Consider the following 23,464-nt stretch of genomic DNA (forward strand, 5'->3'; position numbering starts at 1 on the left):
ACTTTCGGTTGCCGGGCGTTGATTTTACTCCTCCATTCCGATCGAGAGGTGAACGGCATCCGTGTTTATTAAAAGAGTCATAAGGGCGCTCAGGCTCGACCCGGAGCTGTATGAAGAGGTCGAGGCCGATAAGGGCTCGATGTGGCAGGCGATGCTTGTGGTCGTAGTGGTAAGCATCGCGGCGGGTATAGGCTCGATCGGGATTCTGGGCATAGAGGGGATTATCGTCGGGACGGTGCTGGACCTGATCGGGTGGTTTCTCTGGGCTCTGCTGACTTATGTAATAGGCACGAAGCTCCTGCCCGAGCCGGGGACCAAATCCGATCTCGGGGAATTGCTCAGGGTAATAGGGTTCGCCAGGTCGCCCGGGATCTTTCTTATTCTCATGCTGATAACGGTGCTGACCAAGTTTATCGTTCTCGTTATAACGGTCTGGATGTTCGCGGCGATGGTAATCGGAGTGAGACAGGCGCTCGACTACAAGAGCACATGGCGCGCCGTGGGCGTATGCGTATTGGGAGCAGTAATTTATTTTATTATTAACGTCGCTGTAAATACGCTCCTGGTGAACCGGGGCGGCGCATAACCTGCGCGCCGGGTAATGCTTTAATTTGCCGGCCGATTGTCTACTTATTTTGACTTATGGATTCGTTAGATTTATCTTCTAATCCCTATATTTATTAATGCTGAGGTGAAAGGCATCCGTGTTTATCAAGAGAGTCATAAGGGCGCTCACGCTCGACCCCGAGCTCTACGAGGAGGTCGAGCACGACAAGAGCGCCATGTGGCAGGCGGTGGTCGTGGTCTTCCTCGCGAGCCTCTCGAGGGGCGTCTACAGCTACCAGACGGGCGACTATAAAGGCCTCATACTGGGCACAATCACGAGCTTCGTCCTCTGGATACTGCTCGCCTTCCTCATATACATAATCGGCACGAAGCTCTTCCCCGAATCCGAGACCAGGAGCGACCAGTGGGAGGTCATGCGCGTGCTCGGGTTCGCTAGCGCTCCGGGTATCTTCAGGGTCTTCGCGGTCGTGCACCACCTTACAGCCGCCGTCCTGCTCGTCGTGTGGGTGTGGACTCTCGTCGCGATGATAATCGGCGTGAGGCAGGCGCTCGACTTCAAGAACACGTGGAACGCGATCTGGGTCTGCGTCGTCGGGCTCATCACGTACTGGCTCGTGTATATAATATTCTACTTCGCCTACGGCTTGCCCAAGCCCATATGGTCGTGATGCGCATCTTAGGTTCGCGGCTGGAAGCCGCTCCTACATGAAAGGATGGATGTTTATTTATTTGTAGGAGCACCATCCTGGTGCGATAGATTCTTCGGGGTTTTGCGGGTGCCAATTCGCGGCAAGATGCCGCTCCTACGGATGTTTTAATTCCCTCCTTTGTAAAGGAGGGGTAGGGTGGATTTAATTTTTCTGTAAACGGAAAAGTAAAATCGGCTTCCCGCTTACCCCCGCGCTTTCGCCATGCGCTTGGCTTCGTCCTTGAGTATCTTGTAGTCGATGCTGTCTACAAGCGCTTTCCAGCTCGCCTCGACTATGTTGTGGGAAACCCCGACGGTGCTCCAGTCGCTCTCCCCGTCGCCGGATTCTATGAGCACCCTGACCACGGCGTCCGTTCCGTGCTCTCTCGCAAGCACCCTCACCCTGTAGTCCTTGAGCGTGACTTCCTTAAGCGACGGGTAGAACTTCTCGAGCGCCTTCCTCAAGCCCTGGTCGAGCGCATGAACGGGGCCGTTCCCCATGGCGACCGTGTGCTCGGTGACGCCGTCCACCTGGACTATCAGCGTCGCCTCCGTGATGGACTCCTCGTCCTCGCTCCTCTTCTCGGTTATGGTTCGCACGCTCTTTAGCTCGAACGCCTTTCTGTATTCCCCGAGCGCTTTCCTGACGAGGAGCTCGAACGACGCGTCGGCCCCTTCGAACTCGTACCCCTCGTTCTCGAGCTTCTTGAGCTCGTTAAGGATGGCGTTCACGCGCTTGTCCTGCGGGTCGAGCTCGATGCCGAGCTCTTTCGCCTTGTAGAGTATGTTGCTCCGTCCCGAGAGGTCGGATATGAGCACCCGCCTGTGGTTGCCCACGACGTCCGGGTTTATGTGCTCGTAGGTCTCGGATTTCTTCATCACCGCGCTCACGTGGAGCCCGCCCTTGTGCGCGAACGCGCTCTCCCCTACGAATGGCCTGTGCTTGAGCGGGGGCAAATTCGTGAGCTCGTGTATGAAGTGCGATACGTCGTAGAGCCTCTTCAGATGTTCTTCGTCTATGCAGTCTATGCCGAGCTTCAATTTAAGATTGGGCACGATCGAGCAGAGGTTCGCGTTACCGCACCTCTCGCCGTAGCCGTTCATCGTCCCCTGCACCTGCCTCACGCCTTCCCTGACCGCGTAAAGGGTGTTCGCGACGCCCACTTCTCCGTCGTTGTGCGTGTGAATTCCCAAGTGCGGGTTGTCGAGCTTTAGGTTCACGTCCCTGACTATCTCCTCGATCTCCCAGGGGAGCGTGCCGCCGTTCGTGTCGCAGAGCACGAGCACGTCCGCCCCCGCGTCGTGAGCGGCCTTTATCGCTTCGATCGTGTACTTCGGGTTGTGCTTGTATCCGTCGAAGAAGTGCTCTGCGTCGAAGAATACTTCGTCCACGTATTTTTTCAGGTACGTGACGGAGTCGTGGATTATTTCTAGGTTTTCCTTGAGCGGTATCCTGAGCGCTTCCTTCACGTGGAAGTCCCAGCTCTTGCCGACGATAGTTACGGCGGGGGTCTCGGCCTTGAGCAGCGCCTGTACGCTCCCGTCCTCGTCGCACGTTTTTCCGGCGCGCCTCGTGCTGCCGAACGCCGCGACCTTCGATTTTCTCAACCTCAGCTTCTTCGCTTCCTCGAAGAACCCCTCGTCCCTTTCGTTCGAGCCCGGCCATCCGCCCTCGATGTAGTGTACGCCGAGCTCGTCCAGCTTCTGGGCGATCCTCAGCTTGTCGTGGATGGAGAAGGATATGCTCTCCCCCTGTGTCCCGTCCCGGAGCGTTACGTCGTAGACTTTTACCGAATCCCGGCTCATTTCGATTCCCCCAGCTCGAACGCGTCGTGGAGCGCCCTCACCGCGAGCTCCGTGTATTTCTCCTCGACGACACACGAGATCTTTATCTCGGACGTGCTTATCATCAAAATATTTATGCCCTCTTTCGCGAGCGCCGAAAACATGCGGCTCGCCACGCCCGAGTGTGTCTTCATCCCGACGCCGACGAGCGAGACCTTCGCTATCCTGTCGTCCGAGATGATGTCCCTGGCGCCTAACTTCTTCGCCACCTTCTCAGTTAGTATAATCGATTTTTTAAAATCTGTCCTCGGCACCGTGAACGTCATGTCGGTGTGCCCTTCTATGCTCACGTTCTGGACTATCATGTCCACAATTATCCCGCTCTCGCTCAAGGGCGTGAATATCTTTGCCGCGATCCCGGGGCTGTCTGGCACCTGCGTGATCGTGATCTTCGCCTGGTTCTTGTCGGACGAAACGCCCGATATGAGAATATTTTCCATGTGAGTCATTTTTTCCTCCTCTAATACCCATGTTCCTTCCGTGTCGGGCTTCGCCGTGGGACGGACGTGGAGCGTGACGCCGAACTTCATCGCGAACTCCACCGCCCTCGCCTGGAGCACCTTCGAGCCGAGGCTCGCCAACTCGAGCATCTCCTCGTACGATATCTGGCTCAGCTTCCTCGCCGTCGGCACTATGCCGGGGTCGGAAGTGTATATGCCGTCCACGTCGTCTTTATATAGCTCGCAAGAGTCGGCGCCTAACGCCGCCGCGAGCGCTACGGCAGTCAAGTCCGAGCCGCCCCTGCCTAACGTGGTGACGTTCCCTTCCTCGTCGACCCCCTGGAACCCGGCCACGACGACTATCTTCCCCTTTCCGAGCGCTTCTTTTATCCTCTCGGCGTCTATCCTCACGATCTTCGCCTTCGAATACGCGTTGTCCGTAACAATCCTTACCTGATGACCCTGGAGCGACAGAGCATCATGCCCGAGGGCTTTTATCGACATCGCCAGCAGGCCCGAAGAGACCTGCTCCCCGCTCGAGGTCACGACGTCGAGCTCCCTCTCGTCGGGAGGGTCCATTATCTGGAGCGATAATTTTACGAGCCTGTCCGTCTCGCCCGCCATCGCCGAGACTACGACCAGGACGCCGTTCCCCTTTTCCTTCGTTCTTATTACGTGCCCCGCCACCCACTTTATCTTGTCGAGGCTGGAAACGCTTGTACCGCCGTACTTCTGAACGATGAGAGCCATTCTTTTTTTCCTTCTATTTTAATTTCCCTTATGTTCTCCGGGCCGTTGTCAGGCTCGGGAATCCGTATATCGATATATATAGTATATTCGGGCAATATTTCTTCGACCCTCTCCGCCCATTCCACCGCTGAAACCCCTTCGCCGAAGAGGAACTCGTCAGCCCCTATCCCCATAAGCTCGTCCGCGCCCGAGATCCTGTAGAGGTCGAAGTGGTAGAGCGGGAGCCTCCCTTCGTACGCGTTCATTATCACGAAAGTGGGGCTCACGGGCTCGTCTTCGAGGCCAAGCCCCTTCGCTATGCCCTTTACGAGGACGGTCTTGCCCGCGCCGAGATCCCCCCTGAGGGCAATAATACTACCGGGCGTGAGCGTTTTGCCAATAATCTCGCCCAGTTTTATTGTCTCCTCAGCGTCCGTCACCTGTATTTCCATGCTGTCTCTTTCCGTCATATAGGTTTTTTAGTGGATTCAAAAATTGAGTGATATCAGCGGATTCGGAAGAAAGGCTCCTCGTCCGAACCGGGAAGACCGGCGAGCGTCCGTGGGAGGACGTCCGCGAGGTCGCCCGCTATTATTCCCGCCTGTCCCCTCTCCAGGGCAGCCGCGTCGCCTGCGAGACCGTGCACGAATACGCCTAATCTTGCCGCGTCTTCGGGCGGGATACGCTGCGCGAGGAACCCGCCTATTATGCCCGTAAGCACGTCCCCCATGCCCCCCGAAGCCATGCCGGGATTGCCAGACGTGTTCACGTATACACGCCCTCCGGGTGTCGTGACGAGAGACCTCGCTCCCTTGAGCACTAGAATGACTTTGTATTTCCTCGCGAACTCGAGTGAGACGCCTATCCTGTCGCGCTCTATGTCATCTGTCGGGATTCCCGTGAGCCTCGACATCTCGCCCGGATGGGGTGTGAGCACAAGGGGCGCTTTTGCTCTCAGGAGTATCCCGGGCTCCTCGGCTATGAGTGTGAGGGCGTCGGCGTCAATCACCGCCGGTATCTCGGACGACCTTATCATCTCGTAGAGGAACCCGTGCGTTTCTTCCGTCGTGGAAATGCCGGGCCCGATTGCGAGCGCAGTTTTTTTGTTGGCGATAATTTCTTTCGCCCGCTTCACTGACATCATGCCCAGCGTGCGGAGGTCCGTTTCGGGGAGAGGCTCCGTCATCGCCTCCGTCGTCTTCACTTCCATTATGTCGTTCAGGCTCGCGGGTATGCCGACAGTTACGAGCCCCGTTCCCGCTCTTAACGCGCCCAATGACGCGAGCGTCGCCGCCCCTGTCTTCCCGGGGGAACCCGCTAGGATGAAAAGATGGCCGTAGGTTCCTTTGTGCGAGTCTGGACGCCTGGGCTTGAGTATTCCCTGCACTGACGAATGGGTAAGCAGCTCGTACGGTATGTCTTCTTCGAGCGATTTCGGCGTCGTGATGTCGGCTACGTATATCCTGCCCGCGTATTCGAGTCCGGGGTATATGGAGATGCCGATCTTGGGGACGACGAAGGTCACAGTCACGTCCGCCCTGACTGCGGCCCCGAGCGGAAAGCCGGTGTTGGCGTCGATACCCGAGGGCAGATCTACTGCCAGACGCGGGACTGGCTGAGCGTTCATGAAGTCTATTATCTTTTTGCTGAACCCCTCGACTTCCCTGTCGAGCCCCGTGCCGAAAAGGGCGTCTACGATGAGGCCGGCTTGTTTGTATTTCCTGAAGCTCCCGCCTAACTCGACTATCTCGCCGCCCGATTTCTTTAGCGCTTTCAGGTTGGCGAGCGCGTCGCCTTTGTATTTCGCCGGGCTCGCGGCGAGATAAGTCGTCACCTTCACGCCCTGGCCCGCGAGGTGGCGTGCGATGACGAAACCGTCCCCACCGTTGTTCCCGCCGCCCGCGAAGACGGCTGCGCTGTCCGCCTGGGGGAACTCTTCAAGGACGACGTCGGCCGCCATGCGCCCGGCGTTTTCCATGAGCACCAGGCCCGGTATGCCGTGCTTCTCTATCGATTTGGCGTCGATGTCCCTTACGATCTCGCGAGTCGCTATTTTCATGTGCGTGCATAAAAAATAACGTAAATCCGGGGGAATGTATAGGTGGAACGTGGTGATTTTAAAGTAATGGTTTAATTAAGAGCCGGCGTCTCCTTTGGAGGAAACTGGGGTGTTAGACAGGCTAAGGAGTACGTGCAGACAGTTTTTATTCCCTCCTTTGGAAAAGGAGGGCTAGTGAGGATTTAATTTTTTCTCATTCCCTCAACGATTGAGCACAAGTAAGCAATCGGTCGTTCCCAGCTGATTGCAACTAGTCCACATTGTCATGGCACCTTAGCGACACAAGCCAAATGAGCGGGAATCCATGTCTTTAAAATACAAAGAAAGAACTGGATTCCCGATCGAGTCGGGAATGACAGCTCTTTCTTGTCATGCTGAACCCTGAATCAAGTTCAGGGCAGGCTTGTTTCAGCATCTTATCTTTTTGTCATTGTCCGTCCTTCGACAGGCTTCCGGCTTCCCGGCTACGGCTCGGGCCTACGCCGAGACGAGCGCCAAGGCTGCGCCGGACAAGCAGGACGAACGGACTTGATGACTTCGCTGGTTTAAGCGGGAGATATTGGGAAGGATCATAGAACACACAATGTGTGTCACTTCGCCATGCCGGCGTAGGAGACGGGCCGCGTATCCCCGAAGGTGTTTATGAGCGTGTCCATGAACTCCTGCGTGTGCTCGTCGCAGAAATGGTACGTGAGCGATTCCCTCCCGCCGCGGCTCGATACCGTAATCTGCTCGTAGTGCCTGCTGCAGAGGTCCTTGTGGCAGAGCGCGCAGGTCTTTATCGTAATCCTCTCCCCCTCGCTCGCGCAGCGCTCGCCGTCGTCGTTTACGTGGTCGCACTGGAATATTTCAACGGATATGGTCTTGCTGGACATATGAAAATCTCCTTTTGATCAGTACCTTATGTTGCCGGACGCCCTCGAGCCGCCCCCCCATCTTCTCATTTAACTAAATCCGGCCGGTTATGTCAATATGGTTTTATAACGAATCCGCTCCCGGTCAGTGCCTGAGCCTCGGCAGCGTGACGCCGTACCCGGTCTGGGGTATGGGCCTCGTGTCGCCGTATTTTTTAGCGAGGGTGTCCATGAACTCGTCCGTATGGTCGGGGCAGAAATAATATGTGAAATGGTCGCGCGTACCCTGGAGCGTCACCGTTACGAGCTCGTAATGCGTGATGCATATGTCCCTGCCGCACACGCCGCAGGATTTGATGGCGTCCCTGTTTCCCTCCCTCTCGCACCTCTCCCCGTTCTCGTCCGCATGGTCGCACTGGAAAAGTTCTCTCGTTATCAGCTTAATGGACATCGGTCACCCCGGTCGCTTCTTGTATATGCAAGTCAGGAAACCCGACCACATCCATCTATTAAAGTAAATCTCGGGAGATAAGTCAATACGTTTTATGTCGTGTTAAGGCCGCTTGAAAACTCACGGCCGGTTATGTATAAATTCTATAATGATTACACCACAGGAAAGTCTCCTCGGGGCTATCAAATACTTCCAGACCCGGTTCACCGGGCGCCCGAAGCTCGTAAACCTAGAAATCACGAAGCTATGCAACGCGAAGTGCGACTTCTGCGACTACTGGCAGACGAGGCACGAGGAGCGCATATACGATTACAGGCCCGTCATCAAGCTGATAAACCCCCTCGTCGTGGTAATAACTGGCGGCGAGCCCATGCTCAGAAAAGACCTCCCCGACATAGTGAGGCAGGTGAAGGAAAGCTCGTTCTTCGTCTTCACGTCTATGGTGACTAAGGGCGACCTGCTTACTGTCGATAAGGCGAAGGAGCTCTTCGACGCGGGCATTAACCAGATAGCGGTGTCGCTCGACTTCCCGGGGAAGAAGCACGACGCGTATAGAGGCGTGCCCGGGTTGTGGGATCACCTCTCGGAGCTCCTCCCCGAGCTGGGAAGGAGGTTCCCGAAGCAGCAGGTGACCCTCAACACGATAATCATGGAAGACAACATCGACTACATCCCCGAGCTCGCGGCTAAGGCAAAGGAATGGGGCGTAGGCATCTCGTTCAGCTCGTATTCAGTGATGAAGACGAACAACGAAACCCACTTCGTACACGCGAAGGAGCTCGAAAGGGTCAGGAACCTCGTTGACGAGCTCATACGTCTCAGGAGAAATTGGAAGGGGACGATACTTTCGACGGAATATTATCTCAAGGAAATACCGAAATATTTCGCGACTGGCGGCATACCGGGATGCACGGCGGGGATCAGCCACATACAGGTGACGCCCTCTGGGCATCTCAAGCGCTGCTCCGAAATGCCGGTCACGGCGCATTATTCCGAATACACTCCCAAGCTCTACGACAAGACGGGCTGCACCGCGTGCTGGTACGCCTGCCGCGGCGAGACGCAGACCCCCGCCAACATCAAACGCGCGCTCGAGTACATGGGCGTGTGGGTTTAAGGCTCACCTTTTCTTTTTACTCCGCAATAAAAGTGGGGCAATGGGGCATGTGATCCTGCTAATTACCCCGTTCGTCCTGAGCCTGTCGAAGGACGTTAGAGTGCTTCCCCTGGAAGCTCAATGCGACAGATGCGACAAACGCGCGGAGTATATACCCTGCGGATGTGTCGCATCTGTCGGATGAGGGGGGAGACTTAAATCATTGATATATAGGTCTCTACAAGGCTTTTACAAAATTTGTGCCAGCGAGTTTTTCTTTAAATTCGTCTGTGTAATCAGGATCGTTTTCGTTAGTAAAAACAATGCCTGCTATAGACTCTAAATGGATTAAATTTCTTTCTTTGAGTATTTGATATGGTCTGATTATGGATTCCCTGTATTCTTCGTCACGCGTACCCGTATCTACGTTAGCTAGATTATTCATAGCACTATAGACCGAATGCACTATCCAATCAATCAAAACCATTCCAGGATGTGACCTAGCATCTTTTCTCACGCTATCATTATCTACATAACTCTTTTGATTGGCAATCATAATGGTTACTCCATATTTCTCTTCTATTCTTTTCGATGCCTCTAACATATGTGGATATTGACTAATAATTTTCAGGAATTGCATTGATCCTTTAGGATCGCCTGGGAATCGATCTAGACTAAACAGCATATTTCTTTGATTCAACTTATTAGCTATTTGGCTGAATTGATAGCACATTAAGAATAGAGACAAGCTATACCATGGAATAAAAAATGCAGAATTATGGTTCAAGTTTCGCTTTAGTACTTTGAAGATATTGGCTTTCTTTTTTATTACATCATCTGGTAATGAATCTTGGGCTTTGGATATAAATTTTTCACCTATAGTTTTAATTGCAGAGAGCTTGGCATAGGTTCCATAACAATAAATATAATCACAGGCATTCAGATCCTTCGCTATTTCTTCGGCTACTAACGGTCTATCCAATGATGGTACGTTTTTATACTGCTCATACTTATCAAATATTTCTGGTTGGAGACAACATAAGCCAATTAAACATGCAGTAATATCATTTAATTGATCATTTATCTGTTCGGACGGTTGACAGTCTACATAAATAACTAGTCCATGGTCTTTATGTAACATCAGAAGATTATATCACCCCCAATCCGACACATCCGACAGATCCGCAGGGTATATACTCCGCGCGTTTGTCGCATCTGTCGTATCCGTGTAACAACCTGCCATTGCTTGAATTATTGATTGTTAAATTGCGTCAAGCAAAGATTGCGGATGAGGGTTGTCGGATGATCAGGACTGCTGCTCACCCCTTAACCCGCCAGATTGTGCCTTCGGCCTTGTCTTCGAGGAGTATGCCGCGGGAGCTGAGCTCATCCCTTATTTCGTCCGCGCGCTTCCAGTTCTTTTCCTTCCTCGCGTAGTTCCTCTCCTTGATCAGCTCCTCGATCTCCTCTTCCGTGATGCCGGCCGATTTTTTCTCGAGCTTCAGGCTCTGGAGGTATTCGTCGGGGTCGTATTCGAGTATTCCGAGCGTACTGCCGAAATGGCCGATCTCTTTGACGGCCCCTTCGAGGGCGGGCGTCCATCCCCGGGCGTCTATAGACCTGTTCACGGCGCGCGTTAGCTCGAACAGGTTCCCTATGGCGTCAGCCGTGTTGAAGTCTTCACTCATGGTCTCGACCCATTTCCTGCCGAACGAGGCCGCGGCAGCCGCAAGCTCGCGGTCGTCCTCGGTCCCGTTCTTGCGCTGGTCCTTAGCGCGCTTGAGCGTGATGTAGAGCCTTTCGAGCGCGGCTTCTGACTCCGCCATTGTCGCGTCCGAAAAGTCCGCGGGGTTGAGGTAGTGATGCGAGAGGAAGAAGAGCCTTATCGCCTCCCTGTTCCACATCGTGACGGCGTCCCTCACGTTCAAAATGTTCCCGACGGATTTCGACATCTTCTCCCGGTTTATCTGTATGAGGCCGTTGTGCACCCAGTATTTTGCGAACTCTTTTCCGGTGGCGGCTTCCGACTGCGCGATCTCGTTCTCGTGGTGGGGGAAAATGAGGTCCTTCCCGCCGCCGTGTATGTCGAAGCTCGGGCCCAGATATTTCATGCTCATGGTCGAGCACTCGATGTGCCATCCGGGGCGTCCCTTGCCCCACGGGCTTTCCCAGAAGGGCTCTCCCGGCTTGGCCCCTTTCCAGAGCGCGAAGTCGAGCGGGTCTTCCTTCTTCTCGTTTATGTCTATCCTCGTCCCGGCGAGCATGTCGTCGGGGTCTCTTTTCGAGAGCCTGCCGTATCCCTTGAACTTCTTCACTGAAAAGAAAACGTCGTCCCCCGACTGATAGGCGTAGCCGTTGTCGATTATCCTCTCTATGAGGTCTATGATTTCGGGTACGTGCTCCGTGACCTTGGGCTCGACTGTCGGCCTCTTCACTCCTATCGAGGCCATGTCTTCCCTGTATTCCTGTATGTATCTCTCTGAGATCTCGTGCGCCGGGATGCCCGTCTCGTTAGCCCTGTTGATTATCTTGTCGTCGATGTCGGTGAAGTTCCTCACGTACGTGACCTCGTACCCCACGTGGGAGAGGAACCTCTCTATGACGTCGAACGTGACGGCAGCACGCGCGTGTCCGAGGTGGGCTGAGTCGTACACCGTCGGGCCGCAGACGTACATCTTTATCTTGTTCTTCTCGTGCGGGACGAGCTCTTCGCTTTTCTGCGTGAGCGTGTTGTAGAGGGTTACTTTCTTTTCCATTATTCTTGCCTTTTATCAGATTGGGGAGGCCTGGCGAGGGTTTGTTCCAATGTCCTAAATTATAAATCCCCCTGAATCCCTCCTTCGACAAGCTCAGGACAGGCTCTTTTCCAAAGGGGGAAATTAGTTTTTAATTCCCTCCTTAGAAAAAGGAGGGTTAGGGAGGATTTTAATGAATCAGATTCCCGATAAAAGCTTCGAGGAATGACATAAAATAAAATCTTCTCCAACTTCAAATCAGGTCCTCCCCTCCGTCGACCTTGATCACGTTTCCCGTGAGCCAGTGCGTGCCCGCGACGGAGAGGGCCGCGATCGCCTGTGCGACGTCGGCCGTAGTAGTCAGCCTGCCCGCAGGGTTCGCGGCCATCGCGTGTTTAATAATCTCCTCGTTGCCCGGTATCTTGCTGAGCGCAGGCGTTTCCGTGACTCCCGCCTGAATCGCGTTCGCGGTGATCCCGTGCCTGGCGAGCTCGACCGAGAGCTGCCGTATGTGCGATTCGAGGGCCGCTTTGGATGCCGAGACGGGGCCGTACGTGGGCCACACCCTGTGGCTCCCTGCGCTCGTCATGGCGAATATCCTGCCGCCCTCGACCATCATCTTCCTCGCGACTATCTCCTGCGCCCAGTAGACGAGCGAGTGCGCCATCACGTCGAGGGTCATGTCCATGTTCTTGTTCGACACCCTGTCCTTCTCCGATTCCGCTATGTAAGGCTTGAGGGTCCCGAAGGCGAGGGAGTGTATGAGCACCTTAATACCCGAAGGGTTCTTGTGCTCGTCGAGTATCTGCTCTATCTCGCCTAATGTTTCCGACCTCTGCTCCGGGTCGGCCGCGTTTATGTTGAAGAACGCCGCCTCTCTCCCCTTTGCCTTTATCTTTTCCTTTATCTCCTCGACCTTCGGCATGGTGGATTTCCTGTCGAGGTGGACGCCGAAGACGTTCATTCCGTGCGACGCGAGCTCGAGCGCGGCCGCCTCGCCGAACCCGCTCGACGCCCCGAGAATAAGTGCCCAGCTGTTCTCAAGACCGTGTCCCATGCCCTGTAAATCCCCCTTGTCGGTTATTTAATCCATTAAAATTGCAGTAGAGATATTACGTACTTTGGGCGGAATTTCAAGGCGGGCGGGGCGTCCACTCTCGTCTTTTATTTCCCTCCCCCTAGAGGGGGGAGGGTTCGGGTGGGGGTGTCACCTTTCACTCATTAGTTTAACCTCAACCCGTTCAATCCTTCGACGGGCTCAGGACGAACGGGTTTTGGATTGTTACTGGCTATGCAGATGAGTTCCGAAAGAATCATAAAACACACTATGTGTGTGCGCCTTGACAAGAATTCTCCGCGCGTGGAAACTGATTCGGCAGGGGGCAGGTATGAGTCAAATCAACTATTCATCTCTGGTTACGCGGGTCGGCCAGGTCTTCGTGCTTTCGGGTCCGAAGGGGGTCTCGAGGATTATATTCGGCGAAAAGGAGTTCAGGAATTATCTCGACGGGCTTGGCGGGGTGCGTGTCATCGAAGGGGGAGCCGCAGCCGATATGGCTCACGAGATCGAGCTCTACTTCGACGGCCGGCTCACCGAGTTCAAGACGCCGATAGACGTGTCCGAAGGCACACCGTTTCAGAAGTCGGTCTGGAAGAAACTCCTCGACATACCCTACGGGGAGACCGCCACATACGGGGATATAGCTGAGCGGGTCGGAAAACCCGGTGCGGCGAGGGCCGTCGGGAATGCGGTCGGGGTTAATCCGATACCTATAGTTATCCCATGCCACAGGGTTCTCGCGTCGAACGGCCTCGGCGGTTATTCATGCGGCATCGACATTAAAAAGGACCTCCTCAGGGTGGAGGGGACCATCTCTTAGGTGAAAAAGGGGATCGCCAGGCTCATCGCAACCTTTTTCTACGTCGGGTACTTCCCCTACGCGCCCGGAACGCTCGGCACTCTCGCAGCCGTGCCTCTCTACTATATCGTTTCGTTCCTTCCTTATTATCTTTACATCCCGTTCGCCGTACTTTTCATAATCCTTTCAGTGTGGGCTTCGAGTATAGCCGAGGGAATATTCGGGGAGAAAGACCCGGGCTACATCGTGGCCGACGAGGTCTCCGGTTTCCTCGTGACCATGACGCTCGTGCCGCTTACGCTCACGAACGTAGTGATAGGGTTTTTCCTGTTCAGGTTTTTCGACATAGTGAAGCCCCCTCCGTCGAGGCAGTCGGAGAGGCTCAAAGGCGGGCTCGGCGTCGTCATGGACGACGTCGTCGCTGGAGTGTACGCCAACATCCTCCTTCAGATTATTTCGCGGGTGCTGTTGTAGTCGATTTTCCCCGATAGTTGAATTCGGTTTCTTTGCTGGTTTATTATCATAATTATCGCGGTTGATGCTGTGATCGACGTATACCGTGGACATACTTGTGTCCAACCCGTTCGTCCTGAGCCTGTCGAAGGATGAATGGGTTGGGTTGCGTTGCTGCTTTGATCTGATGAATTGGAAGGAATCGTAAGAACACACAATGTGTGTGAGAATCGAAATCATAACAACAGGCGACGAGCTCATGAGCGGACTCACGCAGGACGGCAATTTCTCCTGGGCGGGTGACACGCTCGCGTCGAGGGGGCTCGCGGCGGAGTTCCACACGACCGTGGGCGACGACAGGGAGAGCATTACTGCAGCCCTCGGTATCGCGTCGGGCAGGGCCGATGCCGTGATCGTATCGGGCGGTCTCGGGCCAACTCCCGACGACCTCACGGCCGAAGTCGCGGCTGCCTTCTTCGGATCGCCGCTTGAGCTCAGCGATGAAGCGCTCCGGTCGATCGAGGAGAGGATGAAACAGAGGGGCAGGGTGCTCACCGACATGAACAGGAAACAGGCCTATCTGCCGCACGGCGCCGAGGTGCTGCTCAACCACTGGGGCACTGCGCCCGGGTTCAGCATGAAGAAGGAGGGAACCGTGTTCTATTTCCTCCCCGGCGTGCCCAGGGAGTTCCGCGCCATGATGGAGGAATACGTGCTCCCAGGCCTCGAAAGAATGGCGGCCGGCAGGAAAAGGGTAAGATCGAGGCTCGTCAAGACGTTCGGGCTGCCCGAATCCGAGGTCGCGATAAGGCTCCAAGGCATCGAGAGGGAGGGGATAAGGCTCGGTTACAGGGCGCATTTCCCCGAGGTGCACCTGCGCGTGACTGCATTCGGAAATACCGACGGGGAAGCGGAAGAGCTAATGAAAGGTTTCGTCAGAGACGTGAAGTCGAGGCTCGGCTCTTACGTGTTCTCGACGGAAGGGGAGACCATGGAGGAGGTTGTCGGCATCTTCCTTAGGCGGCACGGAATGAAGTTAGCAACGGCGGAGTCGTGCACGGGCGGCCTGATATCGAACAGGATAACGAACGTCCCGGGGAGCTCCGATTATTTCCTCGAAGGCGTCGTCTCGTACAGTAACGAGGCTAAGCGGATGCTGCTCGGCGTCCCTGAAGATTTGCTCGACACACACGGCGCGGTGAGCGCGCCGGTAGTCGAGGCGATGGCGCGGGGCGTGAGGAAGCTCGCCGGCTCCGATATAGGCGTCGGCGTATCGGGCATAGCGGGGCCCGGAGGGGGCACCCCCGAGAAGCCCGTAGGCACGGTTTTCATAGGCATTGATTCTGAGAAGGGCGGGACGCGCTCGGAGAAATTCCTCTTTCACGGGACGAGGGAGGAGATAAAGTTAATAACCTCATCTCACGCGCTCCGTCTTATTATGCAAACTTTTTTAAATAACGTATAATTGAGGGCTACTATGGCAAAACAACAACTCTCACCGGAATCACAGGAAAAAGAAAAGACGATAGAGCTCGCGATCTCTTCCATTGAGAAGCAGTTCGGCAAGGGCTCTATTATGAGGCTGGGGGCGGAAGCGCCCATACCCCAGCTCTCCGTAATATCCTCGGGCTCTCTCGGCCTGGATATCGCGCTCGGAGTGGGCGGATACCCGCGCGGCAGGATAGTCGAGATATTCGGTCCCGAGTCCTCTGGCAAAACGACCCTCGCGCTCCACGTTATAGCCGAGGCCCACAAGAAGGGCGGCATCGCGGCGTTCGTCGACGCAGAGCACGCGCTCGACCCGAATTACGCGAAGAACCTGGGGGTGAAGATAGACGACCTCCTGATATCGCAGCCCGACTTCGGCGAGCAGGCTCTCGAGATCGTCGACACCCTCGTAAGGAGCGGCGCGGTAGACGTCATCGTTCTCGACTCGGTCGCGGCCCTAGTGCCGAGGGCGGAGATTGAGGGCGAGATGGGGGACGCGCACGTGGGGCTACAGGCGAGGCTCATGTCGCAGGCGCTCAGGAAGATCACGGCAACCGTCGGCAGGTCGAAGACGCTCGTGATTTTCGTCAACCAGACGAGGATGAAGATAGGGACCCTCCCCTACATGAACCCCGAGACGACGAGCGGCGGGACGGCGCTCAGGTTCTATTCGTCGGTAAGGATAGACGTGAGGCGCATCGGCTCCATCAAGGAAGGGGAAGAGGTTTCGGGGAACAGGGTCAGGGCCAAGGTCGTAAAGAATAAAGTGTCGCCCCCCTTCAGGGACGCCGAGTTCGACATAATGTTCGGGAGCGGCATATCCCAGACGGGCGAGCTCATAGACATGGGCTCCAAGCTCAACATAGTCGAGAAGAGCGGCACCTGGTTCTCGTACGGCGGGGAGAGGCTCGGACAGGGGAGGGAGAACGCGAGGGCTTTCTTGAAGGACAACCCGGATATAGCGGAAAAACTAAAGAGCGATATACTTACCAGGGTAGGGGTCATAAAGGCGGAGAAACCCGGGGAGAAGTAGATGGGCTCGGTGAACATAGACGATATCCTGCGCGCCGCGGTAAGGGTTGGGGCGTCCGACATACATATAGGCACGGGGAGGCACCCGATACTGCGGGTCGAGGGGAAGCTCACCCCGGTCAAAAACGCGCCTCAGCTCACTGCGGACGACGTGAGAGATATGGCCCTCCAGATGATGAACCCCGCCCAGCGAGAAAAGTTCGAGACCCTCTACGAAATGGACCTCGCATACAGCATAAGCGGCCTCTCCCGCTTCAGGGTGAACGTATTCCACCAGAGGGGGACGATCTCCATAGCCATCAGGTCGATCCCTTACAACATACTGAGCTTCAGCTCTTTGAACCTGCCTCCCGTTATGGAGAAGATAGCGGGCGAGGAGAGGGGGCTCGTGATCGTCACGGGGACGACCGGGAGCGGTAAGTCGACCACGCTCGCGGCTATAGTCGATTACATCAACAGGACCAAGGCGAGGCACATAATAACGGTGGAGGACCCGCTCGAGTACATGCACGAGGACCATACGAGCTACATCAACCAGAGGGAGATAAGCATAGACACGCTCACTTTCGCTAACGCCATGAGGGCGGCCCTCAGGGAAGACCCGGACGTGATTCTGGTGGGCGAGATGAGGGACCTCGAAACTATGGAGATATGCCTGTCCGCGGCGGAGACCGGGCACCTCGTGCTGACGACGCTCCATACCCTCGACGCACAGGAATCGATAAACCGGATGCTAACGATATTCCCCCCGCACCAGCACAACCAGGTGAGGTATCAGCTCGCCCAGGTGCTTAAGGCGATCATATCGCAGAGGCTGGTACCTACAGCCGACGGGAAGGCGCGCGTGCCGGCCGCGGAGATACTCATTGCGACCGAGAGGATAAAAGACCTTATATCCGACCCTCAGAAGACTTGGGAGATAAGGCAGGCCATACACGAGGGCAGCCTACATTACGGGATGCAGACGTTCGACCAGTGCCTCTACGGGCTTTTCAAGGACGGCAAGATAACGTACGACGAGGCCATGAGACAGGCGACTAACAGGAACGACCTAGCGATGAGGATAGAAGGCATTACCTCGGGCTCGGGCTCTCTCATAAGGGAAGAGTCGTACGGCCGCCAGACATCGAGATAATCCACGTATTTTAAGCTCAAATACACGCCGGGGCGCCCGCGCCTGCTGCTTTCCGTTCCCCAAGCAATCCGTTATAATTTGATATAGATTAATATTATTGGTGATGAAAGTTCTCGCGATCGAAACATCGACGTATTCGGGCAGTGTCGCGCTTGCGGAAGGCGAACGTATTATTGGGGAATATTATATAAACATGGGCCCTTCCCACTCGGAGAGGCTCGTACCCGCCATAGACAGGCTTCTGGGCGAGCTCGGGACGGAGAGGAAAGAGCTCGGCGGGGTCGCGGTATCCCTCGGGCCGGGTTCGTTCACGGCTCTCAGGGTCGGCATCTCGACGGCCAAGGGGCTCGCGTATTCACTGGGAATTCCTGTCACAGGGGCGTCCTCCCTCGAGATTCTCGCCATGAATCTGCCCTTTGCGCCGTTTCAGGTCTGCGCCTCACTCGACGCCAGGAAAGGGGAGCTTTTCGCGGCCCTCTTCAGGACTGAGCGCGGCAGGGTTTCGAGGATTACGCGGGACGAGATCGTATCGCCCGCGGGGCTTATGGAAATAATAAAGGAAAAAACTATATTTATAGGGGAAGGCGCTTTACTTTATAGGGATTTTCTGGAAGATAATGAGATAGGGGGGGAAGCTATGCTCTTCTGTCCTCCTTATTTGAACTACCCGAGGGCTTCGTCCCTCGCTATTTATGGTATTGAGAAGTTCACGGAAGGGCACGCGGACGAGGTTCTGGGACTCGCGCCCGTCTATTTAAGAAAACCGGACGCAGAATTAACAGCAAAGGGGAGAAGCCGACATGACGGAAACGGACATAATTGAAAAGCTGCTCGAAGGGGACGAGGAGTTCAAACGCATATACTTCGAGCACAGGGAGCTCGACGACGTCGTAAGGAGCCTCGAGAGCAAAGGCACCCTTTCTCTCGACGACGAAATGGAAGTCAGGAAGCTCAAGAAGGTGAAGCTTTCGCTCAAGGACAGGATGGAAGCGAAGATCGCCGAGTGGAAGCATAGATAAAAACTGCACGCCGAGACGTGACGACAAACGGCGGGCATAAAATACGGGGGTAATTTTAAAATGGCAAGAATGATCGGTGCCGAGATGTTTTTCGAGACGCTCATACACGAGGGCATAGACGTGGTGTTCGGGCTTCCTGGGGGATACGTGCTCAAGGTGTATGACGTAATGCCCAAGTACTCGGACAGGATAAGACACGTTCTTGCCAGGCACGAACAGGGCGCAACACACATGGCGGACGGCTATGCGAGGGCGTCGGGCAAGCCGGGAGTCGTGCTCTGCACGTCGGGTCCCGCCGCGACCAATACCGTTACCGGCATAGCCACGGCCCAGATGGACTCTTCCCCCGTAGTAGTGTTCACGGGACAGGTGCCTCTGCCCTACCTCGGGAGCGACGCTTTCCAGGAGGCCGATCACATAGGCATAACGCGCCCCTGCACGAAGCACAACTACCTCGTAAGACGCACGAAAGACCTGCCGCTCGCGATAAAAGAGGCGTTCTACATCGCAGGCACGGGGAGGCCGAGCCCTGTGCTCGTCGATATGCCCAAGGACGTCCTCATCGGCGAGGACGAGTTCGTTATACCCGGCGAAATAAGCCTGAGGGGTTATAAACCGCCCAAGAAAGGACATCCGGGGCAAATAAAGCGAGCTGTCGAGATGATCCTCGCCGCCAAGAGGCCCCTCATATTCGGCGGGGGCGGGCTTATATGGTCGGGAGCCACGGAGGAGCTTAAGGAGCTCACGCACAGGCTCCAGATACCGGTAACGTTGACGCTAATGGGTCTGGGCGCTTATCCTGCCGACGACCCGCTCTTCATAAGCATGCTCGGCATGCACGGCTCTTACGCCGCCAACATGGCGGTTCACGAATGCGACCTTGTTATATCAATTGGGGCGCGTTTCGACGACAGGGCGACAGGCGGCAATTTCGCCAAGTTCGCGCCAAACGCGAAGATAATCCACATAGACATAGACCCCGCCACAATAGACAAGAATATAGTCGTGCACTGCCCGATAGTCGGTGACGCTAAGGAAGTCCTGAAACAGATGCTCGAGATGCTTCCCGCCAAGGTGAAGACCAGCCGGAAGGAGTGGATGGGACAGATAAAGGACTGGCAGAAGCAGCACCCGCTCACCTATAACCAGAACGGGGACAAGATACTCACCTCTTACGTCATAGACACCCTAAGCAAGATAACGGACGGCGAAGCTGTCGTCGTATCGGACGTAGGACAGCACCAGATGTGGGTCGCCCAGTGGTACAAGTTCAAATACCCGAGGACGCACATCACGTCGGGCGGTCTCGGTACGATGGGGTTCGGATTCCCGGCTGCCATGGGCGCCAAGTTCGCCCGGCCCGACAAGATGGTCATAAGCGTCTGCGGGGACGGGAGCTTCCAGATGAACATGCAGGAGCTGGCCACGGCCGTCGAGAACAACATGGACATTAAGATCGTCCTGCTCAATAACGGCCACCACGGCATGGTTAGACAGTGGCAGACCATGTTCTTTAACGGGAACTACTCCGCTTCAAAATTCGACGTCCTGCCCGACTTCGTCAAGCTCGCGGAGTCCTTCGGAGCAAAGGGGCTCAAGGCTAAAAGGCCCGAAGACCTCGAAGCGACCCTTAAAGAGGGTCTCTCGACCGAAGGCGTCGTCCTCATGGAGATATTCGTCGACTGCGAGGAGCTCGTTTACCCGATGATCGCACCCGGGGGAGCGATGAACGAAATGATACTCGGCCCCGGAACTCAACTGGAAAATATGGCCGACGTGGCCGATATGGCTTAACATGAAGGATCGGGTATAATGAGGGAGCTTTCTTTATAAAGTAGGGTACTCGTTTGTCTTTTTCCCCTATCGAAAGTAAAGTTTCAGTCGATCATAACCGGAGGTTTATTACAAGTGAGGCACACCATAACGCTTCTTGTAGATAACGAGTCAGGCGTTCTTTCGAGGATCGCCGGTCTCTTCAGCGCCAGGGGTTTCAACATCGAAAGCCTGAACGTGGGGGAGACGCTCGACCCGGATACGTCGCGCATAACTCTCGTAACGACCGGGGACGATTTCATAATCCAGCAGATAATCAAGAGATTCAACAACATGGTGAACGTGATAAAGGTGAGCGACCTGACCGAAGAGGTGCGTGTGGAGAGGGAGATGGTGCTCGTGCGCATGGACGCGAGGCCGGAGACGAGGGCCGAGATACTGAGGACTGCGGACATTTTCCGGGCCAAGGTCGTGGACGTCGGGCCCAAGTCATATACGCTTGAACTTACCGGCGACAAGGATAAAATAACCGGCTTTATCGAGCTGCTCAGGCCCATGGGGATAAAGGAGCTCGCCAGGACAGGGACAGTCGCCATGAAGCGCGAATCCAAACTCACGAAGAGAGGAGAGGAGAAATGAAGGTTTACTACGACAGCGATATAAATCTCAAGAAGCTCAAGAAGAGAAAGATAGCCATAATCGGTTACGGGAGTCAGGGACACGCGCACGCGCAGAACCTGAGAGACAGCGGCATGGACGTGGCCGTGGGTCTCAGGGAAGGGAGCGGGAGCTGGGAAAAGGCGAAGGAGGCGGGGTTCAAGGTCCTTCCCGTGGACGAAGCCGCCGGGTGGGCGGACATCGTCATGATACTCGCGCCCGACACGAGCCAGCCGGGCATATACAACGAAGGCATCTCAGGCGGGCTCGAAGCGGGGAACTCGGTCGCATTCAGCCACGGCTTCAACATCCATTACGGTCAGATAGTGCCGCCTCCGAACGTGGACGTATTCATGGTCGCTCCGAAGGCCCCGGGTCATACGGTCAGGGGTCAGTTCGCCGAAGGCGCAGGGGTGCCGATGCTCGTGGCCATACACCAGGACGCTACAGGGGAGGCCAAGGAAATCGCGCTCGCATACGCCGGGGCGATAGGCGGCGGGCGCGCGGGCATAATAGAGACCACGTTCAAGGATGAGACCGAGACCGATCTCTTCGGGGAGCAGGCGGTCCTTTGCGGAGGGCTTACGTCCCTCATCATGGCCGGGTTCGAAACGCTGATAGAGGCCGGATACCCGCCCGAGATGGCTTACTTCGAGTGCTGCCACGAGGTAAAGCTGATCGTCGACCTCATTTACGAGGGTGGCATATCGAACATGCGCTATTCGATAAGCGACACGGCGAAATACGGGGACCTCACGAGGGGCCCGAGGGTCGTCGACGAAGACGCCAAGAAGGAAATGAAGAAGATACTCACCTCGATTCAGAACGGCGAGTTCGCGAGGGAGTGGATACTCGAGAACAGGGCCGGACGCCCTGTCTATAACGCGCTCCTCAAGAAAGGGGAGGAGCACCCGATAGAGGGCATCGGCGGCGAGCTCCGCAAGATGATGAGCTCTCTATTCAAGAAGAAATTGGTCGACAAGACTAAAAACTGATGGAACGAAAGCGGTCTCCCATAGCCACCGAGGGTTTTACGTACCTCGGCATACTAGCAATACTCGCCTGGGCCGCCGCTATATTCAATTTCACGATACTGTCCATTATTTTCGCGGTCCTCGCGGTGATCACCCTCTTTTTCTTCCGCGACCCGGAGCGCGAGGTCCCGGACGATCCCGACTCCATAGTTTCGCCCGCAGACGGGAGTGTGGTCGGGGTGGAGGAGATATACGAGAGGGATTTCCTGGGCGCCCCGATGACCAGGATAAGCATATCGCTCGCCCTCTACGACTGCCACATAAACAGGATGCCGGTAAGAGGAAAAGTCGTTGGGACGAAATACTCGCCCGGCAGCTTTAACATAGCGCACATGCCGGACTGGCTCTTCTCGGACGGGATGAAGCGGAAATCGGACGACAACGAAAGGCTTTCGACCCTTATCGAGACGCCCGAGGGGGAAAAGATAGTAGTGTCCCAGATTGCGGGGTTCCTCGCCCGGAGGATAGTCTCGTATGCCGACATAGACATGAAATTTAAAAAAGGGGAGAGGTTCGGCATGATAAAGTTCGGCTCCAGGGTTGACGTCTATCTGCCCGAGGGGTGTATAATAGAAGTGAACGTCGGCAACAAGGTAAAAGCCGGGGAGAGCATAGTAGCATGGCTAGACGGGAACAGGGCCTGAGAAGGAAGAAATCGAAGCGGCAGAAGGTGATGCCCGTGCTGCCGAATATATTCACCACGGGGAACCTCTGTTTCGGGCTCCTCTCCATATTGACGTCGATAGAGATTGTCTCGGCCCTGGGCGCGGGGAACGCTTCCGACGCCTGGGCGTTCAGGAAGTTCTGGTGGGCCGGGGCCTTCATCGTCATATCCTTTTTCTTCGACACCCTCGACGGGAGGCTCGCGAGGTTTATACGGCACGAGAGCAATTTCGGACTTTCCTATGACTCCATATCGGACGTCGTGTCGTTCGGCGTCGCCCCCGCCGTGCTGGTTTATGTCTGGACGCTCATGGACAAGGGGAAGCTCGGTCTCATGGCGGTCATAGTCTACGTAATCTGCGCCGCGCTCAGGCTCGCCCGGTTCAACGTGCAGTCGGATACGGTCGAGAGGTTCAGCTTCACGGGGCTCCCGAGCCCGATGGCCGCCGGGCTCATGGTTTCCCCGCTCATGCTGCTCTCGTCCCTCAAAACCTGGCCTGACGAAAGGGTGCTCTGGTATTACCTTGTGGCCGCCCCCGTCATAGGGCTCCTGATGGTTAGCAACGTCAAATATACTAAGCAGCCCATGCTCAGGCTCGGGGGGCCCTTCAACGCCCTCGTCGTGGCTGCTATAATCATCGCCGCTGCCATAACAAACCCTGAGATAATGTTCATTTTCCTCGTCTATCTCTACGCGGTCGCGGGGCTCGTGCTCCACGCGCTCGGCTACCTGACCGGGAAGCCCGGCGTGCGGGAAGAATCGGCGCCCGGGAAGCCGACTGATTAGATTAATCCCGTAACTATCCTTCATTACACAATATATCGATCGAGGCATTTTCTGCCTTTGCTAGGGGGATAATTCCCGTTATCCTATTGCGGGTACAAAA

General features: G+C 55.6%; 24 protein-coding genes. 15 read left to right on the forward strand and 9 right to left on the reverse strand.

Going from position 1 to position 23,464, the window contains the following annotated elements; translation table 11 throughout:
* Window positions 1-61: 61 nt before the first annotated feature.
* Together AB1598_04735 and AB1598_04740 are read left to right on the forward strand one after the other, a co-directional pair.
* On the forward strand, window positions 62-586 hold the full coding sequence (locus AB1598_04735; GenBank protein ID MEW6144308.1) for a YIP1 family protein: 525 nt from the start codon (window positions 62-64) through the stop codon (window positions 584-586).
* A gap of 118 nt (window positions 587-704) precedes the next feature.
* Complete coding sequence (locus AB1598_04740) at window positions 705-1,235, forward strand: YIP1 family protein (GenBank protein MEW6144309.1); 531 nt, start codon at window positions 705-707, stop codon at window positions 1,233-1,235.
* A 224-nt stretch (window positions 1,236-1,459) separates the two neighbouring features.
* Here the strand turns inward: AB1598_04740 and cimA are convergent, their stop codons facing one another.
* The 6 genes from cimA to AB1598_04770 all read right to left on the reverse strand — a co-directional run bounded on the left by cimA (window position 1,460) and on the right by AB1598_04770 (window position 7,633).
* On the reverse strand, window positions 1,460-3,061 hold the full coding sequence (cimA, locus tag AB1598_04745; GenBank protein MEW6144310.1) for a citramalate synthase: 1,602 nt from the start codon (window positions 3,059-3,061) through the stop codon (window positions 1,460-1,462).
* Window positions 3,058-4,290, reverse strand: coding sequence for an aspartate kinase (locus AB1598_04750; GenBank protein MEW6144311.1), 1,233 nt, complete (start codon window positions 4,288-4,290; stop codon window positions 3,058-3,060). The genes cimA and AB1598_04750 overlap by 4 nt, the downstream gene beginning before the upstream one ends.
* Window positions 4,233-4,721, reverse strand: coding sequence for a tRNA (adenosine(37)-N6)-threonylcarbamoyltransferase complex ATPase subunit type 1 TsaE (gene tsaE / locus AB1598_04755; GenBank protein ID MEW6144312.1), 489 nt, complete (start codon window positions 4,719-4,721; stop codon window positions 4,233-4,235). The genes AB1598_04750 and tsaE overlap by 58 nt, the downstream gene beginning before the upstream one ends.
* 53 nt (window positions 4,722-4,774) lie before the next feature.
* A complete protein-coding gene (locus AB1598_04760) occupies window positions 4,775-6,328 on the reverse strand; it encodes an NAD(P)H-hydrate dehydratase (GenBank protein MEW6144313.1) in 1,554 nt (517 codons plus the stop codon).
* A gap of 590 nt (window positions 6,329-6,918) precedes the next feature.
* Window positions 6,919-7,203 (reverse strand): hypothetical protein, encoded by a 285-nt coding sequence (locus tag AB1598_04765; protein ID MEW6144314.1) that lies wholly within the window; start codon window positions 7,201-7,203, stop codon window positions 6,919-6,921.
* A gap of 124 nt (window positions 7,204-7,327) precedes the next feature.
* Window positions 7,328-7,633, reverse strand: a complete 306-nt coding sequence (locus AB1598_04770) for a hypothetical protein (GenBank protein ID MEW6144315.1) — start codon at window positions 7,631-7,633, stop codon at window positions 7,328-7,330.
* Between the two features lie 148 nt (window positions 7,634-7,781).
* Between AB1598_04770 and AB1598_04775 the strand changes: the two genes are divergently transcribed.
* Window positions 7,782-8,750, forward strand: a complete 969-nt coding sequence (locus AB1598_04775; protein ID MEW6144316.1) for a radical SAM protein — start codon at window positions 7,782-7,784, stop codon at window positions 8,748-8,750.
* A 217-nt stretch (window positions 8,751-8,967) separates the two neighbouring features.
* Here the strand turns inward: AB1598_04775 and AB1598_04780 are convergent, their stop codons facing one another.
* The 3 genes from AB1598_04780 to AB1598_04790 form a co-directional block, all read right to left on the reverse strand.
* Complete coding sequence (locus AB1598_04780; protein ID MEW6144317.1) at window positions 8,968-9,870, reverse strand: hypothetical protein; 903 nt, start codon at window positions 9,868-9,870, stop codon at window positions 8,968-8,970.
* Between the two features lie 178 nt (window positions 9,871-10,048).
* Window positions 10,049-11,485 carry a cysteine--tRNA ligase gene (cysS, locus tag AB1598_04785; GenBank protein ID MEW6144318.1) on the reverse strand — a complete coding sequence of 479 codons (1,437 nt, stop codon included), beginning with the start codon at window positions 11,483-11,485 and terminating at the stop codon, window positions 10,049-10,051.
* 232 nt (window positions 11,486-11,717) lie between these two features.
* Complete coding sequence (locus AB1598_04790; protein MEW6144319.1) at window positions 11,718-12,521, reverse strand: SDR family oxidoreductase; 804 nt, start codon at window positions 12,519-12,521, stop codon at window positions 11,718-11,720.
* Between the two features lie 331 nt (window positions 12,522-12,852).
* Here AB1598_04790 and AB1598_04795 point away from each other — a divergent pair, with 331 nt between their 5' ends.
* The 12 genes from AB1598_04795 to pssA all read left to right on the forward strand — a co-directional run bounded on the left by AB1598_04795 (window position 12,853) and on the right by pssA (window position 23,364).
* Entirely contained in the window at window positions 12,853-13,344 is a 492-nt protein-coding gene (locus AB1598_04795; protein MEW6144320.1) for a methylated-DNA--[protein]-cysteine S-methyltransferase, read from the forward strand.
* Complete coding sequence (locus tag AB1598_04800; protein ID MEW6144321.1) at window positions 13,345-13,797, forward strand: phosphatidylglycerophosphatase A; 453 nt, start codon at window positions 13,345-13,347, stop codon at window positions 13,795-13,797.
* A 202-nt stretch (window positions 13,798-13,999) separates the two neighbouring features.
* Window positions 14,000-15,241: a competence/damage-inducible protein A gene (locus tag AB1598_04805; protein MEW6144322.1), complete on the forward strand. Its 1,242-nt coding sequence runs from the start codon at window positions 14,000-14,002 to the stop codon at window positions 15,239-15,241.
* 12 nt (window positions 15,242-15,253) lie between these two features.
* Window positions 15,254-16,297 carry a recombinase RecA gene (recA, locus tag AB1598_04810; GenBank protein ID MEW6144323.1) on the forward strand — a complete coding sequence of 348 codons (1,044 nt, stop codon included), beginning with the start codon at window positions 15,254-15,256 and terminating at the stop codon, window positions 16,295-16,297.
* Window positions 16,298-17,431 (forward strand): type IV pilus twitching motility protein PilT, encoded by a 1,134-nt coding sequence (locus tag AB1598_04815; protein ID MEW6144324.1) that lies wholly within the window; start codon window positions 16,298-16,300, stop codon window positions 17,429-17,431.
* Between the two features lie 103 nt (window positions 17,432-17,534).
* Complete coding sequence (gene tsaB / locus AB1598_04820; protein ID MEW6144325.1) at window positions 17,535-18,254, forward strand: tRNA (adenosine(37)-N6)-threonylcarbamoyltransferase complex dimerization subunit type 1 TsaB; 720 nt, start codon at window positions 17,535-17,537, stop codon at window positions 18,252-18,254.
* Window positions 18,232-18,450: a DUF465 domain-containing protein gene (locus AB1598_04825; protein ID MEW6144326.1), complete on the forward strand. Its 219-nt coding sequence runs from the start codon at window positions 18,232-18,234 to the stop codon at window positions 18,448-18,450. The genes tsaB and AB1598_04825 overlap by 23 nt, the downstream gene beginning before the upstream one ends.
* Before the next feature lie 60 nt (window positions 18,451-18,510).
* Window positions 18,511-20,244, forward strand: coding sequence for a biosynthetic-type acetolactate synthase large subunit (ilvB, locus tag AB1598_04830; protein ID MEW6144327.1), 1,734 nt, complete (start codon window positions 18,511-18,513; stop codon window positions 20,242-20,244).
* Window positions 20,245-20,358: 114 nt separating this feature from the next.
* Window positions 20,359-20,862 (forward strand): acetolactate synthase small subunit, encoded by a 504-nt coding sequence (gene ilvN, locus AB1598_04835; protein MEW6144328.1) that lies wholly within the window; start codon window positions 20,359-20,361, stop codon window positions 20,860-20,862.
* Entirely contained in the window at window positions 20,859-21,875 is a 1,017-nt protein-coding gene (gene ilvC / locus AB1598_04840) for a ketol-acid reductoisomerase (protein ID MEW6144329.1), read from the forward strand. Before ilvN ends, ilvC begins: the two co-directional genes overlap by 4 nt.
* Window positions 21,875-22,558, forward strand: a complete 684-nt coding sequence (locus AB1598_04845; protein MEW6144330.1) for a phosphatidylserine decarboxylase family protein — start codon at window positions 21,875-21,877, stop codon at window positions 22,556-22,558. The genes ilvC and AB1598_04845 overlap by 1 nt, the downstream gene beginning before the upstream one ends.
* Window positions 22,534-23,364 (forward strand): CDP-diacylglycerol--serine O-phosphatidyltransferase, encoded by an 831-nt coding sequence (pssA, locus tag AB1598_04850; GenBank protein MEW6144331.1) that lies wholly within the window; start codon window positions 22,534-22,536, stop codon window positions 23,362-23,364. The genes AB1598_04845 and pssA overlap by 25 nt, the downstream gene beginning before the upstream one ends.
* Window positions 23,365-23,464: the final 100 nt, after the last annotated feature.

The organism is Thermodesulfobacteriota bacterium (genome assembly GCA_040754335.1).
In the GTDB taxonomy this organism is placed as follows: Bacteria; Desulfobacterota_D; UBA1144; order Nemesobacterales; family UBA2774; genus 2-12-FULL-53-21.

What these genes read in the sequence shown, in the direction of transcription:
- cimA (MEW6144310.1), bottom strand. Translation starts at nt 3,061, where the DNA reads ATGAGCCGGGATTCGGTAAAAGTCTACGACGTAACGCTCCGGGACGGG.
- AB1598_04750 (MEW6144311.1), bottom strand. Translation starts at nt 4,290, where the DNA reads ATGGCTCTCATCGTTCAGAAGTACGGCGGTACAAGCGTTTCCAGCCTC.
- tsaE (MEW6144312.1), bottom strand. Translation starts at nt 4,721, where the DNA reads ATGGAAATACAGGTGACGGACGCTGAGGAGACAATAAAACTGGGCGAG.
- AB1598_04760 (MEW6144313.1), bottom strand. Translation starts at nt 6,328, where the DNA reads ATGAAAATAGCGACTCGCGAGATCGTAAGGGACATCGACGCCAAATCG.
- AB1598_04765 (MEW6144314.1), bottom strand. Translation starts at nt 7,203, where the DNA reads ATGTCCAGCAAGACCATATCCGTTGAAATATTCCAGTGCGACCACGTA.
- AB1598_04770 (MEW6144315.1), bottom strand. Translation starts at nt 7,633, where the DNA reads ATGTCCATTAAGCTGATAACGAGAGAACTTTTCCAGTGCGACCATGCG.
- AB1598_04775 (MEW6144316.1), top strand. Translation starts at nt 7,782, where the DNA reads ATGATTACACCACAGGAAAGTCTCCTCGGGGCTATCAAATACTTCCAG.
- AB1598_04780 (MEW6144317.1), bottom strand. Translation starts at nt 9,870, where the DNA reads ATGTTACATAAAGACCATGGACTAGTTATTTATGTAGACTGTCAACCG.
- cysS (MEW6144318.1), bottom strand. Translation starts at nt 11,485, where the DNA reads ATGGAAAAGAAAGTAACCCTCTACAACACGCTCACGCAGAAAAGCGAA.
- AB1598_04790 (MEW6144319.1), bottom strand. Translation starts at nt 12,521, where the DNA reads ATGGGACACGGTCTTGAGAACAGCTGGGCACTTATTCTCGGGGCGTCG.
- AB1598_04795 (MEW6144320.1), top strand. Translation starts at nt 12,853, where the DNA reads ATGAGTCAAATCAACTATTCATCTCTGGTTACGCGGGTCGGCCAGGTC.
- recA (MEW6144323.1), top strand. Translation starts at nt 15,254, where the DNA reads ATGGCAAAACAACAACTCTCACCGGAATCACAGGAAAAAGAAAAGACG.
- AB1598_04815 (MEW6144324.1), top strand. Translation starts at nt 16,298, where the DNA reads ATGGGCTCGGTGAACATAGACGATATCCTGCGCGCCGCGGTAAGGGTT.
- tsaB (MEW6144325.1), top strand. Translation starts at nt 17,535, where the DNA reads ATGAAAGTTCTCGCGATCGAAACATCGACGTATTCGGGCAGTGTCGCG.
- AB1598_04825 (MEW6144326.1), top strand. Translation starts at nt 18,232, where the DNA reads ATGACGGAAACGGACATAATTGAAAAGCTGCTCGAAGGGGACGAGGAG.
- ilvB (MEW6144327.1), top strand. Translation starts at nt 18,511, where the DNA reads ATGGCAAGAATGATCGGTGCCGAGATGTTTTTCGAGACGCTCATACAC.
- ilvC (MEW6144329.1), top strand. Translation starts at nt 20,859, where the DNA reads ATGAAGGTTTACTACGACAGCGATATAAATCTCAAGAAGCTCAAGAAG.
- AB1598_04845 (MEW6144330.1), top strand. Translation starts at nt 21,875, where the DNA reads ATGGAACGAAAGCGGTCTCCCATAGCCACCGAGGGTTTTACGTACCTC.
- pssA (MEW6144331.1), top strand. Translation starts at nt 22,534, where the DNA reads ATGGCTAGACGGGAACAGGGCCTGAGAAGGAAGAAATCGAAGCGGCAG.